Origin of the sequence: Scytonema hofmannii PCC 7110, assembly GCF_000346485.2 — a bacterium.
Taxonomy (GTDB): Bacteria; Cyanobacteriota; Cyanobacteriia; order Cyanobacteriales; family Nostocaceae; genus Scytonema; species Scytonema hofmannii.
The window spans coordinates 2885463-2909663 of record NZ_KQ976354.1 but is presented as its reverse complement, the minus strand read 5'-3'; the positions used below and the strand labels follow the sequence as shown (position 1 = coordinate 2909663).

At 41.4% G+C, this 24201-nt stretch carries 17 protein-coding genes and 3 pseudogenes; 6 read left to right on the top strand and 14 right to left on the bottom strand.

Going from position 1 to position 24201, the window contains the following annotated elements; translation table 11 throughout:
* Window positions 1-151 precede the first annotated feature (151 nt).
* Together WA1_RS12475 and WA1_RS12470 are read right to left on the bottom strand one after the other, a co-directional pair.
* Window positions 152-1417, bottom strand: coding sequence for an ABC transporter permease (locus tag WA1_RS12475; protein ID WP_017749995.1), 1266 nt, complete (start codon window positions 1415-1417; stop codon window positions 152-154).
* Window positions 1386-2882: an efflux RND transporter periplasmic adaptor subunit gene (locus WA1_RS12470; RefSeq protein WP_017749994.1), complete on the bottom strand. Its 1497-nt coding sequence runs from the start codon at window positions 2880-2882 to the stop codon at window positions 1386-1388. The genes WA1_RS12475 and WA1_RS12470 overlap by 32 nt, the downstream gene beginning before the upstream one ends.
* Window positions 2883-3545: 663 nt before the next feature.
* Here WA1_RS12470 and WA1_RS12465 point away from each other — a divergent pair.
* Window positions 3546-4445 (top strand): tetratricopeptide repeat protein, encoded by a 900-nt coding sequence (locus WA1_RS12465; RefSeq protein WP_017749993.1) that lies wholly within the window; start codon window positions 3546-3548, stop codon window positions 4443-4445.
* Between the two features lie 327 nt (window positions 4446-4772).
* On the opposite strand, the gene WA1_RS12460 is transcribed toward WA1_RS12465, so the two are convergent.
* On the bottom strand, window positions 4773-5177 hold the full coding sequence (locus WA1_RS12460) for a response regulator (RefSeq protein ID WP_017749992.1): 405 nt from the start codon (window positions 5175-5177) through the stop codon (window positions 4773-4775).
* 264 nt (window positions 5178-5441) lie between these two features.
* On the opposite strand from WA1_RS12460, the gene WA1_RS12455 reads away from it, so the two are divergent.
* Window positions 5442-7982 carry a DNA gyrase/topoisomerase IV subunit A gene (locus WA1_RS12455; protein ID WP_026135369.1) on the top strand — a complete coding sequence of 847 codons (2541 nt, stop codon included), beginning with the start codon at window positions 5442-5444 and terminating at the stop codon, window positions 7980-7982.
* Between the two features lie 139 nt (window positions 7983-8121).
* Here the strand turns inward: WA1_RS12455 and WA1_RS12450 are convergent, their stop codons facing one another.
* Window positions 8122-9597: an IS5 family transposase gene (locus WA1_RS12450; protein ID WP_026135401.1), complete on the bottom strand. Its 1476-nt coding sequence runs from the start codon at window positions 9595-9597 to the stop codon at window positions 8122-8124.
* A gap of 272 nt (window positions 9598-9869) precedes the next feature.
* On the opposite strand from WA1_RS12450, the gene WA1_RS12445 reads away from it, so the two are divergent.
* On the top strand, window positions 9870-10049 hold the full coding sequence (locus WA1_RS12445) for a chlorophyll a/b-binding protein (protein ID WP_017749525.1): 180 nt from the start codon (window positions 9870-9872) through the stop codon (window positions 10047-10049).
* A gap of 39 nt (window positions 10050-10088) precedes the next feature.
* The gene (locus WA1_RS12440) at window positions 10089-10268 is read left to right on the top strand and encodes a chlorophyll a/b-binding protein (protein ID WP_017749525.1); all 180 of its coding nucleotides are present in this window, start codon (window positions 10089-10091) and stop codon (window positions 10266-10268) included.
* Window positions 10269-10518: 250 nt separating this feature from the next.
* Here the strand turns inward: WA1_RS12440 and rpoD are convergent, their stop codons facing one another.
* The 4 genes and pseudogenes from rpoD to WA1_RS61315 form a co-directional block, all read right to left on the bottom strand.
* Window positions 10519-11700 (bottom strand): RNA polymerase sigma factor RpoD, encoded by a 1182-nt coding sequence (gene rpoD / locus WA1_RS12435; RefSeq protein ID WP_017749524.1) that lies wholly within the window; start codon window positions 11698-11700, stop codon window positions 10519-10521.
* 1636 nt (window positions 11701-13336) lie between these two features.
* Window positions 13337-13762 (bottom strand): annotated as a pseudogene (locus tag WA1_RS61325) (DNA gyrase subunit B); the annotation flags it as partial.
* Between the two features lie 12 nt (window positions 13763-13774).
* Window positions 13775-15382 (bottom strand): annotated as a pseudogene (locus tag WA1_RS61320) (LAGLIDADG family homing endonuclease); the annotation flags it as partial.
* 24 nt (window positions 15383-15406) lie between these two features.
* Window positions 15407-16927: pseudogene (locus WA1_RS61315) on the bottom strand (DNA gyrase subunit B); the annotation flags it as partial.
* 232 nt (window positions 16928-17159) lie between these two features.
* On the opposite strand from WA1_RS61315, the gene miaA reads away from it, so the two are divergent.
* On the top strand, window positions 17160-18110 hold the full coding sequence (gene miaA, locus WA1_RS12425) for a tRNA (adenosine(37)-N6)-dimethylallyltransferase MiaA (protein ID WP_017749521.1): 951 nt from the start codon (window positions 17160-17162) through the stop codon (window positions 18108-18110).
* 204 nt (window positions 18111-18314) lie between these two features.
* On the opposite strand, the gene WA1_RS12420 is transcribed toward miaA, so the two are convergent.
* From WA1_RS12420 to WA1_RS12385, 6 genes are all read right to left on the bottom strand, one after another.
* Entirely contained in the window at window positions 18315-18602 is a 288-nt protein-coding gene (locus tag WA1_RS12420) for a hypothetical protein (RefSeq protein WP_017749520.1), read from the bottom strand.
* Window positions 18603-18626: 24 nt separating this feature from the next.
* Window positions 18627-18848, bottom strand: a complete 222-nt coding sequence (locus WA1_RS12415) for a hypothetical protein (protein WP_017749519.1) — start codon at window positions 18846-18848, stop codon at window positions 18627-18629.
* Window positions 18849-18855: 7 nt separating this feature from the next.
* A complete protein-coding gene (locus WA1_RS12410; protein WP_017749518.1) occupies window positions 18856-19260 on the bottom strand; it encodes a type II toxin-antitoxin system VapC family toxin in 405 nt (134 codons plus the stop codon).
* Window positions 19257-19616: a ribbon-helix-helix domain-containing protein gene (locus WA1_RS12405; protein ID WP_017749517.1), complete on the bottom strand. Its 360-nt coding sequence runs from the start codon at window positions 19614-19616 to the stop codon at window positions 19257-19259. The genes WA1_RS12410 and WA1_RS12405 overlap by 4 nt, the downstream gene beginning before the upstream one ends.
* 797 nt (window positions 19617-20413) lie before the next feature.
* Window positions 20414-22627: a phosphoketolase family protein gene (locus WA1_RS12390; protein ID WP_017749514.1), complete on the bottom strand. Its 2214-nt coding sequence runs from the start codon at window positions 22625-22627 to the stop codon at window positions 20414-20416.
* A 503-nt stretch (window positions 22628-23130) separates the two neighbouring features.
* On the bottom strand, window positions 23131-23322 hold the full coding sequence (locus WA1_RS12385) for a hypothetical protein (protein ID WP_017749513.1): 192 nt from the start codon (window positions 23320-23322) through the stop codon (window positions 23131-23133).
* Between the two features lie 68 nt (window positions 23323-23390).
* On the opposite strand from WA1_RS12385, the gene WA1_RS12380 reads away from it, so the two are divergent.
* On the top strand, window positions 23391-24146 hold the full coding sequence (locus WA1_RS12380; protein WP_017749512.1) for a DUF3598 family protein: 756 nt from the start codon (window positions 23391-23393) through the stop codon (window positions 24144-24146).
* Window positions 24147-24201: the final 55 nt, after the last annotated feature.

Here is a 24201-nt window from a genome sequence, read left to right as displayed (position 1 = left end):
CTTTACAGAATTTAAATGTATCGCGATTAAAGTGAAATGGTATTACTCTTTTCTTAGCGCTCTTAGCGTCTTTGCGGTTAATAATTTTTACCAATCAAATAGGACTGCCATATCTCAAATTTGTACATTCAAAACAACAAAAACCCAACCTTTAATCACTTCTTAAAGCAGCAATCGGGTCTAATTTAGCTGCATTACGTGCAGGCATAACTCCAGCCAATAGCCCAACCACAAACGAAAGCCCAAAACCAACAATAACTGACCAAGATGCAACGATAAACGGAAATCCAAATACAACAGATGCTAAAGCTGCAATACAAATACCAGTGACAGTACCAATGCAACCTCCTACAGTAGAAATCACGATCGCTTCTATTAAAAATTGATTGAGAATCACTGAATAAGTAGCTCCTACTGCTTTGCGAATTCCAATTTCTCGCGTTCTTTCCACAACAGAAACCAGCATAATATTAGCAATCCCAATCCCTCCCACTATTAACGAAATACTGGCGATCGCAACTACCATAACCGTACACAAACCCACGATACTGCTAAAAGTATTGATAATATCCGCTTGGCTAGTAATTTTAAAATCATCAGCTTGTGGTGGGTGAATATTGTGACGCAAACGCAAAAGATTAGTCACTTGAAATTGGGCTGCATCCAGCGTTTCGCGATCGCTAGCTTTAATCAAAATTCCATCAACAGAAACACTAGATAAAGCATTTCTACCAACCAATCTTGCTGACATACTGCTCAAGGGAATATAAACTTGGTCATCTCGATCCATTGGTCCGAGAGCACCCTTAGCTTCCATCAACCCAATCACCTTGTAAGCATCTCCTTGAATTCTGATTCTTTCACCTATCACCCTGACCCCTTCTTTAAAAAGAGTTTTTTGAACGGTTGGACCCAAAACAACAACTTGCTTCGCCGTTTCCAGTTCCTCTTGATTAAAAAATCTCCCTTGTTGGGAGTACGTATTTCTTAATTCTGGATAATTTAAATCCGTACCGTAGACTGTTGTTGAGGTATTTTGTCCTCCATAAACTACCTGTGCTGTCCATTGTAAGTAAGCAGAAACAGCCTCCGCAGAAGGTGCTTGCTTTGCGATCGCCTTAGCATCCTCCCATGTCAACGTACTTGCAGACCCCTGTCCTTGACTGATATTTCCGTTTCTAGCAGCACCAGCAAAGACTTGCAAAACATTTGTACCCAAGGCTTGTATTTCTTTCTCCACTCCCTTTTGTACGCCTTGACCAACAGAAGTAATAGAAATAACTGAAGATATCCCAATAATTACGCCAAGCATAGTCAGTCCCGTGCGTAATTTATTGCTCCATAATGCCTCTGCTGCGATTGAAAAGATTTCTAAAATTGCTACGTTACGATAACTGCTTAGCCGATTCAACTTCATAATTCCTTGGAATACTTAGCAATACCTTCTCATCTCCTTTCAACCCCGACCGAATTTCAGTCAAGTTTTCCACCGTGACGCCAATTTCAACAGGTACGAACACGGGCATATTATCAATACCTGCTACTAATACACCCGTTAAATTTTCTCGGCGCACGACTGCTGCAGTGGGAACGACTAGAGCATCTTGCAAGCGATCAACTTGAAACTGTGCTTCCACATTCATCCCAGATTTTAGTAGCTTTTCCGAGTCAGAAATAATTGTAACTTTGACCTCAAAACTAGTGACATTCTGCTCTAATGTTGCTTGGGCAGCAATTTGATTGACTTGTCCCTCAAAAGTTTTTCCTGGATAAGCATCTGCTGTAATCGTGACTTTCTGACTGAGGCGTATTTTTGCAATGTTTGTTTCAGCAACATTTGTGACAACCTGATTTGTAGACGCTAGGGACAAGATAGAGGAAGACAACGCGGAAGAAACAGAACTTGCTGAGGTTGTAGGAGTCACAACAGACCCAGGATCGGCAAACTTTTTAGTCACAACGCCATCAAACGGGACGCGAATGATCGTGTCATTGATTTGTGTTTGGATATTTTGTAATGAACCGCGAGCAGAAATCACTTGAGCGCGTGCTGCATCAATGTCTTCTTTGCGCGTCCCTACTTCTAACAGTGTCAGGGCGTGCTTTCTTTGCCTAGCGACAGCTCGTGCTTGTTCGATATCTTCTTGACGCGATCCTTCTTTTTGCAATGCCAGTGCTTGCTGCACTTCCATAACTTGAGCTTCAACGCTGTCTCGATCTGCACGTTTTTGATTTAAAGTCTGAAGAGAAATAGCGCCAGCATCATACAAATTTTTATTGCGGCGAAAATCGTCCTCTACTTTTCTTAAACTAGCTCTAGCACTTTTTAAGCGTGCTTCAGCTTGAGCAATTTCTTGAGGACGGTGACCGACAATAACTTTTTGTAAATTTGCTAAAGCCTCGTCCAGTTGAGCCTTTGCTTGAGCAATTTCTTCAGGACGGGTACCCGCAATCAATTTTTGCAAATTAGCTTCCACTTGTGCTAATTGTCCCCGTGCTTGCATGAGTTGTCCTTTAAGGTTTGAGTCATCCATGTAAGCGATCGCTTGCCCTTGTTTAACAGTATCTCCCTCCTTTACAAGGAGTGTTTTCAGTACACCCGCATTTTTTGGACTAATGTTAATCGATCTTTCTGGTTTAATAGTTCCATTTGCAGAAACCGTTATCGGTAGGCTTTGCCTCTCTACGGGAACAGTTAAAATCTTCCTGATTGCTTCTTGACGGGGAACAATGACCACTTGGCGATAAACCACATAGCTCATTCCACCCAAAATAAAAGGGATAAGTAGCCAAGGTAGCCAATTAGTAATTCTCTGTTTCTTGAGAGTTTTTTTTCGTAATAATTGTGAGGATTTTACTGGTTTTGATGTATCAAGTGTCATTTTTAGTTTTGTGTATAAAGAATGGCTACCAAAAGACACTGCTGCCAGATTTAAAATAACTATAGTCTGCTAAACATACAGTCAAGATTGATGCTGTTTGTTGAATCTTAATCATTTATTTCAGCATTTTCTACTCTTTGACTGGTGTTTAATTCTTTCTTCCATGTACCGATAAAAATATGCGATTAACACCACTATGTTATAACTAATTTTAATAAATAACTTGAGTCGTAAGTCCTAACTTAATAAGTGACTAAGGTACTATGAACAGTGACCAGTGAACAGTAACCAGTGACCAGTGACCAGTGACCAGTTAATTCCTATACTTGAAAGTGGGAGATTTAATAAGGAAGATTTTGATGTATTTTTAGACCAATAAAATGTGGAGTATTTTTTATTCTGGCCCGCTCGAATTAACTCCATGGCATCACTTAAGTATAGTCATATTCTTAAAGTATAAATTTGTCTGAAAACTTTTTTCTTCCCTTCTGCAATCAAGCCTCTGCCCTCTGCCTTACCCGAAGGGCTGTTAAACCGTGAGTCATACGCGAACACACTTGCTACCAGAAAATCTGAATGAGGGTAAAATTTTGCTGCCGTCTACAGGGGAAATCGTTTAAGCTAGCTGACAGATTCTATAATTTTTGGCGAAGGGGCGGTAGTGTGCCTAAACGAATTGGTTTAATTTCTCTTCTCATTATCTGTGGTTTGTGCAGCATACCGCAACCAGGAACTGCACAAGCATTAGTACCTCATACACTGCAACTGGATGCAGCCAAATTGGAACAGCAAGGTTTGGGTTTAGCAAAGGAAGCGGCTCAACTCGCTCAGTTTCAACAATATGAACTCGCTTTACCAAGAGCGCGGTTGGCATCGCAGCTCGCTCCGAACAATGATAAAGTGTGGTTTCTCTTGGGTGGTTTGTATCTACAAACGAAGGACGTAGATACGGCAATTTCTGCTTTGAATAAAGCAGCAACGCTCAACCCCAAAAACGGGGATGTTCAATTTGCTCTGGGTTCTGCTCATTTTCAACAGCAAAAATACCAGGAAGCTGCGAGCTACTATCAAAAGGGATTGGCGCTCAAACCCAACGATCCAGAGGGGTTTTTTGATTTGGGTAATGCTTACTTTATGCTGCGTAAATTTCCAGATGCAGTCAGCCAGTTTAGAAGAGCCGTTTCCTTTGACAAAAAATTCTGGCCCGCCATTAATAACATTGGATTAATTTTGTACGAGCAAGGTGATGTTCAAGGCGCGATCGCACAATGGCAAAGTGCTGTTGCTATTGATAAGCAGGCGGCTGAACCTTTGTTAGCTCTTGCTGTGGCATTGTATACCAAAGGTGACCAAAAACAAGGGTTGACAATGGGGCAAGCGGCACTCCGCATTGACGATCGCTATGCTGATGTCGATTTCCTCAAACAAAACCTCTGGGGCGATCGCTTACTATCTGATACAAAGAAATTTTTGGAATTACCTAGTATTCAATCTGCTCTCCAACAAGATGTATCTGGCTCTCAATCTCCAACAAAGCTGCCACAACAGCAGCCTCCACAATGAAGGAAGCGAGTATACGGTGAGTAGGAAGTGGTGTGTTTGATGCTAAATTGTTATCCCCACTCTTTACTCGCCAAAAATACTTGCTCTATGTGCCATATAGTAGTACATATATATTAAGTAAGAGGAGAACGGAAGAGGTGTTGTGGATTGGGCATTGGGCATCGGGCATCGGGTATGATTAAAAATCATTTCCTACTCCCTACTCCCCATTCCCCATTCCCCATTTCAGACTTGTGTTCTTAAGCCAAGAACATTACCATTAAAGTTCTCAGGTGCAACTTACAACAAGAGTGGATTCCAGAAGTGATCCCTCCCCAAAAAGTCAGCTTAGTTATCGCTCTTAGGCAGCAGTGCTATGATTTGGTCAACAAACTGTTGGTGATCGACAACAGGTTTAGAGATATAACCATCTGCACCGCTCGCTTTTAGAAAATTCTCGCGATCGCCCTCCATAGCGTGTGCTGTCACGAGAATAATAGGTAAAGAAGCTGTTTGTGGATCGGATTTCAACATTTGTGTGATTTTGATCCCATCCACAGATTTACCTTGATAAACACTTCGTGACAGAGAAACATCCATCAAAATAATGTCAACTTCCCCTCCTTGGGCAAATTTCATGACTTCGTCCACGTTTTCAGTATGTTTTACGTCCAAGCCGCCACGCTTGGTCAAAATTTTAGAAAAAACGCGAGCATTAATCAAATCGTCTTCGACAATCAAAACAGTTTTCATGAGAATTTAACATTCAGATAGCTCATCTTAACCAGAGGCACGCAATAGTTGTCAGGGGGATGACTACCCGTAAAAACTAGGAGTGCTGCCTGCTGTTGAAATAATGAATAATAAATTGTCTTCAACAAGGATAATACTACTGCTTTCTATTGCATGACTATCAAGATTTTGTAATGAAGAGCAGTTCATCCGCTATGCTGTGGTTGCTGCAGTCTTTATTAATGGCAAATTTTGTGTAGTTGAAATTTTAGGGAAACAAAACTCATGGCGAAACAGTTAAACCTCCTCTCGGAGGGACAGGTCATTACCACCGCCTTGCATACTGAGATGCAAAGGTCATATCTAGAATATGCCATGAGTGTCATAGTTGGACGGGCGTTACCAGACGTGCGAGATGGCTTAAAACCAGTTCATCGGCGCATTTTATATGCTATGCACGAACTAGGTCTTGTTCCTGACCGACCCTATCGTAAGTGCGCCCGTGTAGTGGGAGATGTATTGGGTAAATACCATCCCCACGGAGATCAGGCAGTTTATGATGCCCTAGTAAGACTGATACAAGACTTTTCCAGTCGCTACCCCTTACTAGCAGGACATGGCAATTTCGGTAGTGTGGATAATGACCCTCCAGCCGCGATGCGTTATACAGAAACGCGTCTTGCGCCAATCAGCTACGAAGGTATGTTGGCGGAAATTGGAGATGAAACAGTAGATTTTATAGGAAATTTTGATAACTCCCAGCAAGAACCAACAGTACTACCAGCACAGTTACCATTCCTGATACTTAATGGTAGTTCTGGCATTGCGGTAGGTATGGCAACAAACGTTCCACCCCATAACTTGGGTGAAGTCGTTGATGGATTGATTGCGTTAATTGATACTCCCGATCTATCAGACGAAAAATTGTTCGAGTTGATACCAGGCCCGGATTTCCCCACAGGGGGCGAAATTGTGGGGAACACCGGAATTCGCGAGGCATACACCACAGGTAAAGGGAGTATCGTGCTACGAGGAGTTGCCCAAATTGAAGAAGTTGCTGGTAGTAAAGGAACTAAGCGGCGCACGGCAATTGTGGTGACGGAATTGCCTTATCAAGTGAATAAAGCAGGTTGGATTGAAAAGGTTGCAGAACTCGTCAATCAGGGTCGCTTACAAGGAATTTCCGATATTCGGGATGAAAGCGATCGCGAGGGAATACGCGTGGTGATTGAACTCAAACGCGATACCAATCCTCAAGAAATTCTCCAGAACTTGTATCATCAAACTGCCCTGCAAAGCAACTTCGGAGCGATTCTCCTAGCGTTGGTCGATAGGCAACCCCGCCAGTTAAGCTTGCGTCAACTGTTGCAAGAGTTTTTGCACTTTCGAGAACAAACACTCAACCGTCGCTACAGTTATGAGTTGGTTAAGGCAGAAAGTCGCCAACACTTAGTGGAAGGTTTACTCAAAGCACTCTCTCATTTAGATGAAGTGATTGAGATTTTGAGAAGTGCAGCTGATGGAACTACGGCAAAAATTAGCTTGGCTCAACAACTGAGTTTAAGTGAGGTACAAGCAGATGCACTTTTGGCGATGCCAATGCGACGCTTAACAGGTTTGGAACAGCAAAATTTACAAAAGGAATACGAACAACTCAGCGAGCAAATTCAGTTTTTGGGGAGATTGCTGAGCGATCGCAAAGAGTTATTGAAGTCAATGAAAAAAGACCTGCGTACCCTTAAGCGCAGGTACGGTGATGCTCGTCGTACCAGAATCTTAGTACCGAGAGAGGGAACCCAGGGGGGTAGAAAAGCGAATGAGCGAATGAGCGGCGGAGCAGAGGAGAACCCAACATCCCCATTCTCAGACGGGAGTTTGGGAACGAGTCCAAAATTGGAAGTCCCAGCAGAAGATGTGGTTTTAGAGTTTAGCCACCGGGGATATGTACGCCGTCTTCAGCCTTCAGCTAAAAAGTCAAAAGCTGAAAATGGTACGTCGGATAATGACTTCATTCTCCAAACCGTTTCTACTGACACGGAAAAAGAATTGCTTGTACTTTCGAGTGGTGGGAAAGTTTACCCGGTTAAGGTGGGTGATATTCCTCCTACCAACGGACGTTCTGCACGGGGAACACCTCTTATCACCTTGCTCTCAAGTACCGCTCAAGGTACACAAGAAACTGTTATTAACCGCTTTGTACTGCCGGAAAATTCCGATGGTAGTGAGATGGTTTTTTTGACCAAGCAAGGACGAATCAAGCGTCTGTCCCTAACAGAATTTACGAACATCACTCGTCGTGGAATTACAGTTTTGAAGCTCAAAGATGATGATGAATTGTTGTGTACCCAGTTTGCTAACACAGGGAAACACGTGTTTGTCGCAAGTTCGGGAGGGCGAGTTTTAAGGTTTGTGGTGAATGACGAACAACTCCCAATCATGGGTCGTACAGCTATGGGTTTGCAAAGTTTGCGCCTGCGTCAACGGGAAGCCATGGTGGGATGTGTAACTTGTGAGACAGAGGAAAACTTATTACTTATCACTCAGGCGGGGTATGCTAAACGCTTATCTATAAAGGGGTTGCGACCTGCTAACCGTGGAGATATTGGGACTCAATTCTTTAAATTTACTGACAAAACTGATACACTTGCAGCAATGGTAAGAGCGATCGCAGGGGCTGAGGTCGCGTTGATTACCAATCACCAGCGAGTCGTTCGCCTTGCAGTAGAAACAGTAGCGACCTTAGGCAGAGATAGCACGGGCGACAAAGTACTTCAACTTAATCGAGATGAAAAGGTTATTACGGTAGTTCCACTTGTTAGTGGTTAGTGGTTAGTGGTTAGTGGTTAGTGGTTAGTGGTTAAGAGCTACTAACTACTAACTACTAAGTAGGGCTTGCTGAAAAAGTCAGAAAACAGCAAGATAAGAATTGATTAGTTACTCAACAAGGGTCTAATATAAGCAGATGCTATCTATGATTTAAGGACTGATTATTTTCAATAATAGTAAATGGGGAAAAAGGTGTAGTTTTAAAAAATAGACATAAAAAAGCATAAAATAGCCGCGAGAGCTGAGTAGAAAGATTCATCACTAAAAAAGTAATAGCAATTGCAGTTTCAGAAGTATGAGCAAGTTTCGTCATCACGCGATTGAGGCTAAATCTTCTTTTCCCCTGTCCAAATTTTCCCTCAATACAATTACGAATTCTCTCAGATTCTAAATCTTGTTTCTTTTTTTCTTTACTAACATTAGCTGGGGGTCTTCCTAAAGGAGGTCCGCTCATTATAATACCTCTTTCTTTACACCAAGCTCGGTTCTCTCTTGTGCGATAAATTTTATCAACATGAACAGATTCTGGATAGTACCCTGTGTAATTTTTAAAGGCTTCTACTTGAGCTTTTAAGTCTCCTGATTCATTAAAATTATCCCAACTTATATGGTCTAAAAATATATATCCTTCAAAGCAACTAGCAGACAATTTTGCCCCAAATTCTACCGATTTACCAGCTTTCCCTCGGACAATTGGACGGATATGTGGTTGGGTTAAACTGACAATGCGGTCGTCAATACTCTGTTTTTTATTTTCATACAACCAGAGTTGTTGACGGTAGACTTCTGCAACTACAAGCAACATCTTATATTGTCTGTGACTTAAATCTTCCAGAGAGGCTCCTGAAATAATTAGCTGTTCAATATGAGATAAGTTTCTTTTGATATATTGAAGTTGTTTTCTAATTGCTTTTCTCCTGTCTTTTTGGGAAACGCGACGTTTTTTAGCGACTGCTAGATAATCCTTTCTAGCCCTCTCTCTATAGGTTCTTGGTTTTTTCTCTAATTGACCCAAAGTCTGTTCGTAAAGTAAGTCTATAATTTTCTCTGTCTGTTTTCTTGCTTGATTGAGTAGCTCTAAATCTGTCGGATAGCTGATATCACCCGGAGCACAAGTTGCATCTATTATTAATTTTCCCCGATTTTTGGGTGTCTCACCTTCTTCTTCTGGTGATTCTGTTTTTTTTTCAGATAGTTTAGAAGATGTTGCTTCTAGCATCTTCTTCACCATTTCTTGATTCACTTTGTTAACAAGCTCCACACTAATTCTTTCCCGAAAATGTACCAACATTGATGCATCAAATGGAGCTTCATTACTATAATATGACATTCCTATAAAGTACTGTAGATAAGGATTTTCTTTAATTTGCTCTACTGTTTCTCTATCGCTTATCCCCAACTTTTCTTTGATTATTAATGCCCCTAATGCCATCCGAAAAGATTTGGCAGGTGCTCCCATCTCTACTGAGAAAAATGAAGAATATTCTTCTTCAAATTCTGTCCAAGGAATGAAAGCAGCCATCATTACCCAACGATTATCTTCTGATAACTTGCCCTCGAACGGGAGTTCAAAGTTTTCAGTTGGGATTGAAGTTTGTCCCTGTTTTCGGTACATGGTTACTAACAGCATACTTGATGCTGCCGATCGCAGTGATGCAAGCATTTTTGGCTATTCTACCCTCCTCTCTTGCACCTGAATATACTTCTATAGTCTGAGAATTTAGAGACTGTCTCCTTTTTTTCTTTTTCAGCAAGCCCTAAGTACTAACCCATTGATATATAAGTCAAACAAATACAAAAAATGTAAAATACTCTGACATTTCTTAAGAAAATTTATTATACTTGTTTACATAAGGTAACATTCTTCAAAGAAGTAAGGTACCAACCATGCAAGATACAACAAGAGCTACTACTCCGGTAATCGACGATCGCAACACTTGGCGCTGGGGTTTCACTCCTCAAGCAGAAGTTTGGAACGGTCGTTTGGCAATGATTGGTTTCTCTGCCGCAGCTTTGATTGAGTTATTCTCTGGTCAAGGCTTCCTTCACTTCTGGGGTATTCTGTAAATTTTAAAAGACAAGTAATTATACTTTGGAGAGCTAACAATGCAAGATACAACAAGAGCTACTACTCCGGTAATCGACGATCGCAACACTTGGCGCTGGGGTTTCACTCCTCAAGCAGAAGTTTGGAACGGTCGTTTGGCAATGATTGGTTTCTCTGCCGCAGCTTTGATTGAGTTATTCTCTGGTCAAGGCTTCCTGCACTTCTGGGGTATTCTGTAATATTGAATTAGATTTGGGCTTTTGAATTTTCCTATAAAGCACAAGAAAGAAACCCGGTTTCAAAAAAAAACCGGGTTTCTTGAATAGGGAATAGGGAATAGGGAGTTGGGAAAGTCAAAGCATTAATCCCAATGAAAAAATTTCACCGCCTTTGCGAAGTAGGGTGAGTACTGCGAGAGATTAGATCTTGGTGGGCACTGCCCACCCTACTCCCTACTCCCTACTCCCTATTTTTTAGGTACAGAAACTGCTAGCGGATATACTCCTTAAGAACGCTATTGCGATTTGGGTGGCGTAACTTGCGGAGTGCTTTCGCCTCAATTTGGCGAATCCGTTCGCGAGTGACATTAAAGATCTGTCCAATTTCTTCTAGAGTCTTCATGCGACCATCATCTAAGCCGTAGCGCAATCTGAGAACATCTCGTTCGCGAGGGCTGAGACTATCAAGAACTTTTTCCAAATCCTCTCTCAGCAGATTCTTGGAGACTTGATCTTCAGGAGTTTCGCCGTCGGATTCGATAAAGTCACCTAATCGAGAATCTTCTTCTTTACCGATTGGTGTTTCTAGTGAAATTGGTAACTGAGCAGACTTAGCGATAAACCGCAGTTTCTCAATAGTCATTTCCATTCTCGTAGCAATTTCTTCCTCTGTGGGTTTGCGTCCCATTTCTTGAGAAAGCAGCTTGGTTGTTTTCTTGATACGAGAGATGGTTTCATAGAGGTGAACTGGCAGACGGATCGTCCGGGATTGATCGGCGATCGCTCTTGTGATTGCCTGACGAATCCACCATGTCGCGTAAGTAGAAAACTTATAACCTTTTTCGTGGTCAAACTTTTCTGCAGCGCGAATCAAACCGAGACTGCCTTCCTGAATCAAATCTTGGAAAGACAAACCCCGATTCATGTATTTCTTAGCAATTGAAACTACAAGACGCAGGTTGGATTGCACCATCTTGTCTTTCGCTCTACGACCAACATGCAGTCGGTAGCGGAATTGTGGCAGTGGTAATTGTACCGCTTCTGCCCATTCACTGTCGTAAGGTTCGCGAGCCAACTGTTGTGAAAGTCTTTCGCGTATCCGTTCCAATTCAAGCAGATCGGCAATTTTCCGTGCCAGTTCAATTTCTTCATCTGCACGTAATAGGCGAATTCGTCCTATTTCCTGCAAGTAAAGGCGAATCGAATCCTCGGTATAATGCTTCTTTTTAGTTTGGGACCGACGACGCGATTTAGCGGCTTTCCCAGACTTTGCGTCGTCCTCATCAGACTGAGGTTCTAAAAATTCATCAAGTTCGCCGTCATCGCCAATCAGCAAGTCCTCTTCATCATCTATCAAGAGTTCTTCCAACTCGAGTTCAGGCTGATTCATCTCGATTTCTAGTTCGTCAGGCTGATATGCTATTTGTTCGAGTACGTTATTAGCCTGGTTCATGCCGCGTTCCTCATGCTCCTTGCAGAATCAATGACTCAAGATTACATTTACCGCTCTTTACATTGAGCTAATTAGCCAACATAAAAGAGGGTTTTTGGCAATTTTGCCACTCTATTTCTCCGAATTTTATGCGCCTTTCAAGTGAGATTTTTGCCCAGAGGGGGCATTTCTCCTGAAGGTCAACATATTTGTCGCTCGTGACTGCATATGTTGTTTTGCAACACAACAGTTGACCGACTCGTCTAAAAAAGACCTGTCTTGCTAAAAAAATTTACTACTTCATACAACCGAATATGACTTTTGGGGGATTTTTTTGTAAAGACTGTACCGATTGTAGCCTGTTTCACAGAAAATGCACTCTTTTTGTGGTGTAACCATGAAGTTATTCAAATGGGTTCAAGGCTGTTCTAGCAAAAAGAAATTAAAAACGGTACCCATATTTCTGAATTTTCTTCAAAACTTTCTTGAGTGAAAGTTTATAGGTACAGGTGCTCATCTCTAGTTCAAAGTATTAAGCAAAACAGCAATTACTTAGAAATAGTGCCTTCGCACACTTTCTCATACTAGAAAGACACTTACATCCATTTTTACATTTCCTTCATAACTTATCGCAGAATCTTTAAAGAACGCTCACTCGCGCAAAAGTTTGTCGTCTTAACGTCACTTAGGGAGGTTTTGCATTTTCTTCTAACAGGCATTCCATAGGTGAATGACAATCGTGGTGCTTTGTGAAATTGACTCAACCTTGTTCTGCTTGCCATCTTAACTAGGGAGTTAAGGACTTGGGCAGAATCATCTCGACACTTCAGGAATCCAGACTCAACTCAAATGGTCTTTCTCCCAGGTTAGCGTACTGCTGAAATTTCCATCCTTTGAAACTTGACAAACTGTTCCTATTGTATACAACGATATTCTAATCAATTTAAAAAGGATTTGACAGTTGAGACTATCGATATTAACTGATTTAACACATGAGTGCATAGGTTAAATACAAAATATACTCAAGTTCAAAACACGGCTCGGTGAAATATATTTAACAGCTTAACCTTAATGCTAATCGTAGTGACCCTTAGAGTAGAAAGTCAGTACAGGTAACTTTCTATGCTTCAATAATTTTCAATCTCATCAAAACAGTGGTGCGACTTTACAGAACACGGTAGCCCACAGGCAACGCTACATATTTCATTCTCAGTATGTGCTAGGTCATAGGGCTATTGGTTGAGGGTGCATACCACCAACTATAGAGAGATCGACAATATTATGATTACAATTTACATATATTTTGTTGAAATACTGTGACTTTTAATACGTTTATTCAGAAATAAATAACTGTGTCTGTAGAGTGAGATTCATAAATTTTTCTTATAGTTTTTCTTAATAACTTTAAAGATTGTAAGCTAAAACTTTAAAAATATTTACTGCCAAAATATTTGCTCAAAGTATAAATCCAACCGTATGTGTAGAAAATAGGGAGTGGGGAGTAGGGAGTGGGGAGTAGGGAGTGGGGAAGAGGGATTTTCATGATTGGTGATGAAATTTTTTGAGCGCGAATGCCTCAAAATAAACATTCCCAGGTGGAACCTGGGAACGAAGAAACGAGAATGACCCAAAACGCAGGGTTTGACAAACAAAGTTTTTAGATATCTAAATCCATCAGGTTAAGTTTAGAACCATAGGTTTCAATGAATTCGCGACGGGGGGCTACACGATCGCCCATCAAAATTGTGAAAATGCGATCGGCTTCAGCCGCGTCCTCAATTTCCACTTGTTTGAGAGTACGCTGTGCGGGGTCCATAGTCGTATCCCAAAGCTGTTGGGGCATCATTTCACCCAAACCTTTGAAGCGTTGGATGGTATAGTTGGCATTTTCGGGAAAAGTTCTCACATGCTCTTGTAATTCGCGATCGCTGTAAAGATACTTATGATTTTTGCCTCTTTCCACCTTATAGAGTGGAGGACAAGCAATGTAGATGTAGCCCTGCTCAATCAGCGCCCTCTGATACCGATAGAAGAAAGTTAACAATAGAGTACGGATATGAGCGCCATCTACGTCAGCGTCCGTATTATGCGCGCACAAACCACCAGTTCCACAGACAAAGTTTTCATCATCTTGAACTGAGAAGTCGTAAACATACTCACCGACTGGTTCAATTTCCTCAGCACGAATGACACGCAATCCCATCAAATCATCACTGATATGCACGTAGTCTTGAGCCTTACGAGCAACACTTGCCAGTAACACCTCTAGCTTTTGGGCATTTGCGTGTCGCTGCCAAATCTGACGGCATTTAGCAATTTGCTCTTTACCACAAATCGTAATGCTGTAGTAGGGATGCCTTGTTTGAATAAGCGCATCAGGATTTTGTGAAGGTTGATGATAACTGTTCGCAGCAATTATGCCAAGTTGCCCTAACAGGTATAACAAACCATCCTTAAGCTGAACGGAGTTTGTCGTAAACGATAGGTGTTTACCTACTGTCGTACCATCACCAAGGAAATAACTTTCCAAGAAAGCGAGTTGCAGTTCTTCAGACACACTAAACAAAATATCTGGCAATTTCTTTTGATGTGCTAGCTCAGCTACATTCCATGCTCGTAGCAATCTAGCTGCAGCCACACTGTGGAAGTAGAGCTTAATACCATCACTGTTGGGATCGTTATACTGACGTGGTGTTTCACCAAAGACTGCTTCAACAGCAGCTTTGATTTCTGGTATGAACTGCTCGTCCTTTTTACCCAAGTTAAGGCTCACTTGATGTTTGCTCAATGTCCCTTCAGCAACATACCAGCCCAAAAGCCACATTAATTCACGGGTAATGGGTAAGTAACGTGCAAATGCTTTTTCACCATGCGCTTGCGGGACAATCTGTACATCATCACTTAGCTGAGCTACTTCACTAGATGTAAATTCATCTAATGGCTTGTAGCAACTTACCTTACGCCAACGGGCATTCTTGCTCGTATCATCTTGAGCAAGCCATTCATCCAGTTTGGATGGCAGTTGCTCGTAGACAACCGTATCATCCCAGCCAATTGCATCTAAATAACTAAGGAATTGGGACAAAATTGGTTTATTAATACCGCGTTCCCAGTGACTAATAGTAATTGGCTGCTTCACTCCACAGGCACTTGCCACCTGCATTTGACTTTTTCCAGATTGGCGACGTGCTACGATCAGGCGTTGCCAATCATTAGTTTCCACTGCAATTCGTGGTTCGCTCAACAAATCGCTGCGTTCTACTTTTGCCAAAACCCGTGAAGCTGCTACCCGACGGACATCTTCTCCTTTGACATATAGCCCTTTAGTTAATTCCGCACGGTAGAAGGTTTCCAGTAAATCAATGCGTGTGGGGCAATCTTGTGGACGGGGTAAGCGGCGACTAGCAACTAAAATATCACCTGTCTTGACCTCGTTACCTTTCTTTAACTGTACCTGCCCATCTTCATAAACGAAAACACTGTGGGAAGATGTTACCTTGACTGAGCGGTTGTAACGGGTTGTAAGTTTGTACATCGGCTCCTCATGACCGTGACGAATCACAGCTTTGAGAGGTCGAAAACGGGTAGCATGGGTTACTTGGTCAAAAGAGACAACTTGGTATTCGTCAACAGTACGACGCCCTTCTACACAATCGTCAATCAACCGCCCAATGGAAACAAACTCTGTACGCCCTGTATTGTCCATTACTAGGGTGGGTTCATCCCCAGCCACGCTCATAATGACTATTCGGTGATAGCGGAGTTGAGACGCATCAAATTCTTCACCCTTAACTCCCAAACCAAGTGCTGTAATCAACGCTTGAATTTCAGTGTTTTTGTAGATTTTGGAGTCGTCAGTTTTCTCAATATTGAGGATTTTACCACGTAGGGGAAGAATTGCTTGGAAGCGGCGATCGCGTCCTTGCTTTGCACTCCCGCCTGCACTATCTCCTTCCACGATAAAGATTTCTGACTCTTTAGGGTCTCTGGTACTGCAATCTGCCAATTTTCCAGGTAATGGAGAAGATTCCAGTACCGACTTACGGCGCACGAGTTCCCGTGCGTGGCGGGCGGCTTCTGCAGCTTTGAAAGCTTGGATGGCTTTGTCTAAGATGGAATCGGCGATACTGGGACGAAATTCCAGGTACTCGGTGAGGGTTTCTCCTACCAAAGAATCTACAATTCCCCGAACTTCGGTGTTGCCTAATTTGGTTTTGGTTTGTCCTTCAAATTCTGGATCTGGAACTTTGACGGAAATTACGCCTGTCAAACCTTCACGGACGTGTTCGCCACTGAGATTGGGTTCGTTTTCTTTGATTTTGTTGCGCTTGCGGGCGATCGCATTCAAAGTCCGAGTCAGGACTGCCTTTAATCCTTCGAGGTGAGTACCGCCGTCTACCGTCCGAATATTATTAGCAAAACCGAGGACATTGTCTGTATAAGCATCCGTACACCACTGCAAAGCCACTTCTATCTGAACATTATTGCGTTCACCCTGCACGTAAACAATTTCTTCATGCAGTGGCTGCTTATCTCTGTTCATGTAAGCAATGTACTCTCGAATCCCGCCCCTGTATTCGTAAGTTTCTACTCTAGGTTGGTCGTTTTTTAGTAGTTCTAGACGGTTATCAGTAAATGTAATTTTGACGCCTGCATTCAAATATGCCAGCTCGCGCAAGCGGCTTGATAAAGTCGTGTAATCAAACTCAATGGTAGTCGTAAAAATTTGGGTATCTGGTTTAAAATTAACAGCAGTTCCAGTTCGGTCCTCCTGAGATGGTTTTGCTACCAGTTCTGTCATGGGAACACCCCGTTCGTAGCGTTGGGTATGAACCTTTTTATCTCGCCAAACTGTCACTTCTACCCATTCAGACAAGGCGTTGACAACGGAAACACCCACCCCGTGCAAACCTCCTGAAACTTTGTAACCGCCACTGCCAAATTTACCCCCGGCATGTAGTACGGTCAATACAGTTTCTAAGGCTGATTTTCCCGTTTGAGGGTGGATATCAGTAGGAATACCCCGTCCGTCATCCACAACTGTAACGGAACCATCGGCGTTAAGATCCACCTCCACATGAGTGCAGTGACCCGCCAAAGCCTCATCTATTGAGTTGTCCACCACTTCATAGACTAGATGGTGGAGTCCTCGCGGACCGGTGGTGCCTATATACATTCCCGGTCGTTTGCGGACGGGTTCCAGACCTTCCAGAACTTGAATCTGAGCGGCACTGTAACTGCTCGTCATGAAAATTCTCCTGATTAGTGGGGTGAAAAAGTCGCCCAAAGGCGAAAAAGTTCAAAACACTCCACAATTCTAACACAAAAGCCTTACTGGCGACTGTAGGGCAATTTGAAGACAAATTTAATATGGGGATGTACCCCATGAGTTAGTAGTTAGTGGTTAGTAGTAAGTGGTTGGTGGTAATTTTAAACAACTAACAACTAACAACTAACAACTAACAACTAACCATTAACCAATGACCAAATTAATTGTGATTTGTGGCGCAACAGCAACAGGTAAGTCAGGGTTAGCATTGGCTTTGGCGTTGCGACTGGGTACTATCATTCTCAGTGCAGATTCCCGTCAGGTATACAGGGAGTTTGATATTGGTACAGCTAAACCTACAACAGATGAACAAAAGTTGGTACCTCATTACTTAATTGATATCTGCAACCCCACAGACACTCTGACAGTTGCTGATTATCAAGAACAAGCACAAGCACTTATTATTAGACACGGGGACACGGGAGATAAAGATGCATCTTCCCTCACTCCCCCCTTCTCCCCTTCTCCCCTTCCTCCCCTCCTCTTAGTTGGCGGTACAGGGCTATACATTAAATCAATAACGCGGGGAATGAAGATTCCTAGAGTAGCACCCCATCAAGAACTGCGATCGCAACTCGAATCATTAGGTCAAAGGCAATTGTACGCCATGTTGCAACAAATTGACCCGATTGCTACAAAAAAAATTCACCCTAACGATCCCGTGCGGACTTTAAGAGCATTAGAAGTATTTTACGTGACTGGTCGTCCAATTTCCGAGCAGCAAGGTGAAAACCCTCCAGATTATCCCATTCTGCAAATTGGTTTAGATTGCGATCCCGCACACCTGACAAACCGCATTGCATGGCGTACTGAAAAGATGATTGCAGATGGTTTGGTAGCTGAGGTAGAGTTTCTTTGCCAGAAGTACGGAACGGATTTAGCTTTACTCAATACTTTGGGATATCAAGAAATCAAGCAATATTTAGCTGGAGAAATTTCTTTAGAGAAAGCTAAAGAACTCACCGTTTTACATACACGGCAATTTGCCAAACGTCAACGGACTTGGTTTAGAGCATATACCGAGATTGAATGGTTTGATGCTGAGAGTCCTAATTTATTAGAAGATGTTTGGCAACGCTTGCAAGATTTTATTAATATGTAGCGATTCCCGCATTTGCGAGGTATCGCAAGAAATAATTAACCGCAGACGAACGCGGATGGACGCTGATAAATTTGTACCTCAACAAACTAGGAAATCTTTTATAATGATTTTTATATAATAGGTGAATTTTCACAATTAAAGGTAACCTCCAGTAGGTTGGGTTGAGGAACGAAACCCAACATTTACAGACATTTGTTGAGTTTCCTATTTTTTTATTAAAGTGAATAGTGAGTAGCCACTGATAGCTAAGATAAAAAATATGGTAGTGGGAAAAATTACAACATCTCTCACAATAAATAAAATCCAATCTTTCCTGAGTTCCTGTTTTGCCTTAAGTTCTCGCAGTTTTCGCTCAAGTACTGCATCTTCTTGAGATGGTAAATCAGGAGACGATAAATTTAGAGAACCTTTAGTAACGAATTTCTCTGTTGCTGATGACAGATGTAGCAAGCTACCTGTAATCAAATTCTCTATATTGTTAGGATTTTGCATATTGAAAAATATTTTTTAATTAATTTAAGGAATCAAAATTTCAGTTGTCAAACTTTGATTTGTGTCTACAATTCCAACTTTCTTACCGTTTTCTTGAGCTATTATTGCAATTTGCATCAGAGCTATTGCTTGACGCAAAACATCACTTTTTGTACCACCTATTTTTTGAGCGAGTTTCTCTAACGTCCTGTCAAGTTCAGGAGATACATCTAGATGAAAGCGAATCATTTCTTTTTTATCAGTCATAATTCTATCATGATGGTAGAAACCAGTTTTCCAATTGTAATTGAGTCATGCGATCGTAATGACGAGTATTGTTGGTAACTAAAATGTAATTACCTGTGAGAGCAACACTAGCAATCAGTAAATCAAAATCACCAATTGGTTGTCCCAATCTGCGAAGTTCTGCTTTTAATTCTCCATAGTGTTTAACAGCAGAATCCGTAAGAGGCAAAACAGGTAACTGTGCAATAAAAAATTCTGCTCGAATTAAATTTTCTTCGACTCGATTAGAATTATATGCACCATAGTACAACTCAGCAACTGTGATGATGCAAATGGAAATTTTATCCCATCCTACTTGTTGAATCTTTGTTCTCACCGAGACTCGATTGGTTAACCAATAGATACAAGTATCAGTATCAAGTAAGTAAATCACAAATTATAATCCCTGTCAGAGGTACTACGAGTCTCATAGATATCTTTGGCAATTTCCTCTGGTGTGCGATCGTCTTCCCAAGCACCAAAACTTTCCATAAACATTTCTAATGGATGGTTTTTTGGTACATCTTCCAATGGAATACTTCTTTCAGAAGCTGTATGTTGATGGGCTTCAGTAATGCCTAATTTCTGAGTTTGTTCCTTAGCTTTTGCCATCATTTGCATTAAAGTAATTCCCTGACGCAAAACATCACTTTTCGTTCCACCAATCTTTTTAGCAACCTCTTCTAACACTTGGTTAAGTTCAGGAGATAAATCCAAGTTTAAATGAACTATTTCTTGAGCATTTGTCATGGCTGTATCTATATAAAAAATATTTCATACATTATAGCTTATGACTGGTAGCAAATTAATGGTGCTTTAATACTTATGGGGATTAGTTTCCTAGCTATTATATTAAATACTAATATGTTCTTAGACTTGAAAAATTTTAAGAATGTAAATTTAGTAGCTATTTGGTCTATTGTCATTTATAGCCTTTCCCAAGCACCTGAGGTACACCTAAATTTTTTGAACCCTTATCAAAAATACAAACAGATTTCAAATCGTACCTCACCAGACTAGGAAGCGCTATATATAACTTCAATATTTGTTGGGTTAACTAGTAAAATAATTGGAAAAGATTAGACGATTTATAAAGGTGGAGTAGATTTATGTTGATAAAAATTAGTGGTAAGGGAGATTTTTATGATTAAAGTATCACAGGTTTCATTGTTCTTGCAATCCCAGAATGAACAACCATCTTCTTTAATTGAAGTAAAACCTTCCCCTTCTGCTCCACCCGATTCTTTCTCAACAATGAATTACATTCAAAATTTTTATATTATTTTATTGTTTGTTCTTCCTGTAATATCTATTACATACTTTTCAATTTATCTTAGAGAATTAATCAAGAAATTGAGTGAGTCAGGGTAAAAAAATAGAAATATGTGAAGATAGCTAGGCTTTGGTATGTATGACTGCAAACAAATATCTGTTGACTGACACTTAGTTAACATGATGGCTTCATCAATATCAAAATCGCAAATACACGCAAAAAAACCAGATTTATCCGCGTTCGTCTGCGTGCATCTGCGGTTAAAAATCAAAACTTAACCCACCAACTCAATCCCCCGCTTCTTCAAAGCCGCAGCAGTCAAACCATTAAAAGCCATCAACTCACCAGCACTCGCAGTTGTTTCCCCACGCTTCCAAGCAAAAGTATCCCGCTTGCTAGTACTCCTCAACATAATAGGTTCAAGCATTGCACTAGCACCGCCAGTCACACCAATCAACCCATCACCATCAAACAATTCAGCAAACTTTTCATCACTGACAAAATCGCCATCAGGTTCAGAACAAGTATCCCAAGCAGTATCACCAAGACGATACAAACGACGCGGGTTAATAACAGAAACAATCTTCACTCCAATACCTTCTTGTTCTAACGAAGCAGCCGCTTCAAACACTGGTATTAAAGTCATATCTCCAATTACAGCAAAAACAACTTTCTTCTTCTCAGAACTTTCATGCAATACGATCGCACCCTCACTTAATCCCTGACGAGTTTGTTCAAAAGTAGTACGAATAGGTAAAGGAGATTTACTAGCAGTAATGACAATCCCCTTATTCTTAGTCGTTAGCGCCCAGTCATAACAAACTTGAATGCTATTAGCATCGGTTGGAAAAACAGGAAACACATTCCCATTCCGCATCATAGAAGCAAAATAAGCTTCAATTTCAGGACGTTGGTGAGTCCAACCATTGCGCCCTTGCTCCAATGCGCCTGCAGTAAATAATGTAATAGTCGAAGGTGTAGGACGACGCAATTCTGCCATTGCTTGCGTCACGGTTTGCCAAATAGGTAATCCGTTGATAGCAAAAGATTCATAAGAACACCATAAAGTTCTCGCACCCATTAAAGACAAACCAACAGCTAACCCCGCACAAGCATCTTCACTCAAAGGTTCGTAAACTTGTCCATTTGGTGTTTGGTTGTATAGATCGTCAGTGGTAGGGTGAATAATCTTCAGTGCTTGGTTAATATTAGCAATCCCAGATGCTTCGTTACCATCAGCATTCGTGACGAGGAAATCACGATCTACCTGTCCAACTTTTGCTACCAATCGTCCCATTGCTGTGGTAGAAACTTTTGCATCACCACCAACAGCATATTCTTCCAAAGGCAATTCGCCTAAGTCTGGCAAAGGATATTCAAATTCTGTCACAACAGTCTTCGCTGCAGGACCCCCACCCGCACGTTCGCAATTTGTCCGTACCAATTCCCAAGCTTCCACAGGTAGAGCGCGTTCAACTAGCGCACTAATAATATGGGGTGCATCTAAAGTATCTTTAGGATAGAGGTTATGAGACTTCGCACCTCGTGCGTGAACTCCTGCACCTTTAAGTTGTTTGATAATAAAAACAGTCAGCTTACCCCCTAAAGCCGAACTTGCAGCTTTATCTACACCAGAGAGTACAGCTTGAGTAAAAGCTAACCTCTGCTCAAAGGAAAAAGCTGTACTATCAACATAGTCTCCTGATTGGTTTGCATCGTCAAATTCTTTAGCATCGACTAACACAACTTCCTCAAAACCATTACCCCGCCAGTAAGCGATCATCTGTTCGTTGGTTTTGAGAGACACCATGCTGTGGTGTTCTTGGCTGTAACCATTCCATACCAAAACGGGTAAAAAGTTAGTCACGCCAGGAAAAGCCGTGTGGAAGTGCGCCATCGAACTCATGATATAAGGTTCGCCCAATCCACCATCACCAATAGTAAAGGGAAAAAGCTTGTCTTTGTGCAGCAGCGCAGCCGCCATTGCAAAATGTTGCCCCTGTCCTAAAGGACCCGCAGGTGCTAAGATACCGGGAATGTAGCCGGAGAGATGCCCTAACAACCCGTGCTTTTCCCGGAAGCGATCGCGCAATTGCTGCACTGTATGAATTCCCATGTCCTCTAGAGAACGATCCAAGAACATGGCACTGTAAAAGCCAGGAGCGTGATGTCCCACTTCGGTAATAATATTTTTGTAACCAAGCATGACAAGCGATGCATAGGCTTCCGCTTGACTGGCAAATCCACCTGGGTGTCCGGAGGCTTTACTACCAGTTATCTGCAATGTCAGATAGCGCAAAGCATCAGCAGCAAGTAAGGTTTGGAAGACGGCTGCTGGATCTGAGGGGTTGGCGATCGCAGAATCACCCGACTCTACTGCTGGTCTTTTGCCATAAGTTTCAAAACCTGGGATAGATCCGCCAAAGTATTGAATTCCTTCACAAAAATTGGGAGCCGTTGAAGTTTCCTTTGGGCTAATTGCTGTCATGCTGAGTACCTTTATTTAAGTGTTCTGAAGAGGCAAAATAAATGCTTGTTCAATTTAACAAAAATTTTACAACTTTCATGTTGTCAGCATAAATTACTATTTAGTCATTTAACGATAGTAATCTTAAATGTCATGAATTATATAATTGAATGGCTTTATGGTAGTGTCAGTAAAAAAATTTGCTTTATTGACCCAGGAGAAGGCGAGAATACCCGTTTGCGTCATTATCCGGCAATACTGCACTGAAAAAGAATCCAGAAATAAATCGCAATAAAATTTAACAGTTAACACTAAACTGGCGTTACTGATTTGGGAAGACTCTTGTTAGGATTCCTGGATACCGCGTAACTGAAGAAATCTACAATGGTTCGAGAACCCGTGTGACTATACTCACAAAAGCTTGATAATGACATTACTTTAGTAAAATGAAAAAAGCCCTTCGTGCTGGAGGAGCTTCCAATGCGTAGAGTTTGAACCTGGCTGTCTATCTGGATTGCCAGTTTTTAACTTACTTGTTGACGTTTCAATTCTTGTATCAATACTTGACAGCGTTTCATAGCAACTCTAGCCTGTTGCCTAAAGTGCTTGGCAAGTTCGGTATTAGTTTCGTACACTTCGGAACCTTTACGCCTGAGTTCAACAGCTTGCTTACTGAGTTCTTTAGCACGAGTCATTAAATCTTCAACGGTTTTCATCTTTCCTCCAGTTTTGAAATCACAAATTCTAAAGTATTTTGCAACTTAGGAGTAAACAGAAAGTAATTATGAGTACGGAAACAACGGTAGCACAACTACAAAATTGGAATAATTTTTGCCAATACCATGCTAATAACGACTGGTACGGCACTTGGACAAGATACTCTGCTGATGGACAAATCCTAGAGACTTTTCATTGTATTAGAAGTTTTTATGTTATTGATAATGGCAATGAAATTCATCACCAAAACTACTATACATATGCTGATGGCACAAAGGAAACGAAGACCTTTGGTCCCTATAAAAAACCAATTACTAGAGGCTTGTTTTTAGATAATACTTTTTCCTGGGGTTCTACAAAGGTAGAATCTGGTTCAAACTTTGGTTTTGAGACAGGTTTACGCTATGAAGACAAGCGTGCAAGTGTTTTTATCGGGTGGGATGATGCTGGCAACTTAGAAAGAATCACAGTCATTCCCGAAACTCTGACAATTTTCCCAGAAAATGCATCTCCACCCTCTGCAAAAGAGTTGAGCGGTAATTGGGTGGGAACAGCTAAAAACATGACACCTAATTGGATGGTATCATCTCCAGTTCCGGCATCATGGAAACCATTAGAAAATCTAGCTGATGATTACCAGATATTCCATTTTAGCGATGGTATTTCCATCAGTTGTCCGCGAAAAGTTGCCATTGGCCAATCTTTTTTAGCAGCGATAGAGTGGCAGATTTATCATAATTTACTGCAACGTGGTATTCGCAATTATAAAGATTCTAGTTTGACAAATTTCACACTACAAACATTTAGCCTTGCGACTGAGTAACAAGTTAAGATTATAACCTATAATTTAGAAGATAAACACTCAAAATCATGCAAAC

Excerpts from the sequence above, each read along its gene's own strand:
- WA1_RS12455 (WP_026135369.1), top strand. The coding sequence starts at position 5,442 with ATGGCGAAACAGTTAAACCTCCTCTCGGAGGGACAGGTCATTACCACC.
- WA1_RS12405 (WP_017749517.1), bottom strand. The coding sequence starts at position 19,616 with ATGACAAATGCTCAAGAAATAGTTCATTTAAACTTGGATTTATCTCCT.
- WA1_RS12470 (WP_017749994.1), bottom strand. The coding sequence starts at position 2,882 with ATGACACTTGATACATCAAAACCAGTAAAATCCTCACAATTATTACGA.
- miaA (WP_017749521.1), top strand. The coding sequence starts at position 17,160 with ATGACCAAATTAATTGTGATTTGTGGCGCAACAGCAACAGGTAAGTCA.
- WA1_RS12445 (WP_017749525.1), top strand. The coding sequence starts at position 9,870 with ATGCAAGATACAACAAGAGCTACTACTCCGGTAATCGACGATCGCAAC.
- WA1_RS12390 (WP_017749514.1), bottom strand. The coding sequence starts at position 22,627 with ATGACAGCAATTAGCCCAAAGGAAACTTCAACGGCTCCCAATTTTTGT.
- WA1_RS12450 (WP_026135401.1), bottom strand. The coding sequence starts at position 9,597 with ATGTACCGAAAACAGGGACAAACTTCAATCCCAACTGAAAACTTTGAA.
- WA1_RS12420 (WP_017749520.1), bottom strand. The coding sequence starts at position 18,602 with ATGCAAAATCCTAACAATATAGAGAATTTGATTACAGGTAGCTTGCTA.
- WA1_RS12475 (WP_017749995.1), bottom strand. The coding sequence starts at position 1,417 with ATGAAGTTGAATCGGCTAAGCAGTTATCGTAACGTAGCAATTTTAGAA.
- WA1_RS12440 (WP_017749525.1), top strand. The coding sequence starts at position 10,089 with ATGCAAGATACAACAAGAGCTACTACTCCGGTAATCGACGATCGCAAC.
- WA1_RS12385 (WP_017749513.1), bottom strand. The coding sequence starts at position 23,322 with ATGAAAACCGTTGAAGATTTAATGACTCGTGCTAAAGAACTCAGTAAG.
- WA1_RS12415 (WP_017749519.1), bottom strand. The coding sequence starts at position 18,848 with ATGACTGATAAAAAAGAAATGATTCGCTTTCATCTAGATGTATCTCCT.
- WA1_RS12460 (WP_017749992.1), bottom strand. The coding sequence starts at position 5,177 with ATGAAAACTGTTTTGATTGTCGAAGACGATTTGATTAATGCTCGCGTT.
- rpoD (WP_017749524.1), bottom strand. The coding sequence starts at position 11,700 with ATGAACCAGGCTAATAACGTACTCGAACAAATAGCATATCAGCCTGAC.
- WA1_RS12380 (WP_017749512.1), top strand. The coding sequence starts at position 23,391 with ATGAGTACGGAAACAACGGTAGCACAACTACAAAATTGGAATAATTTT.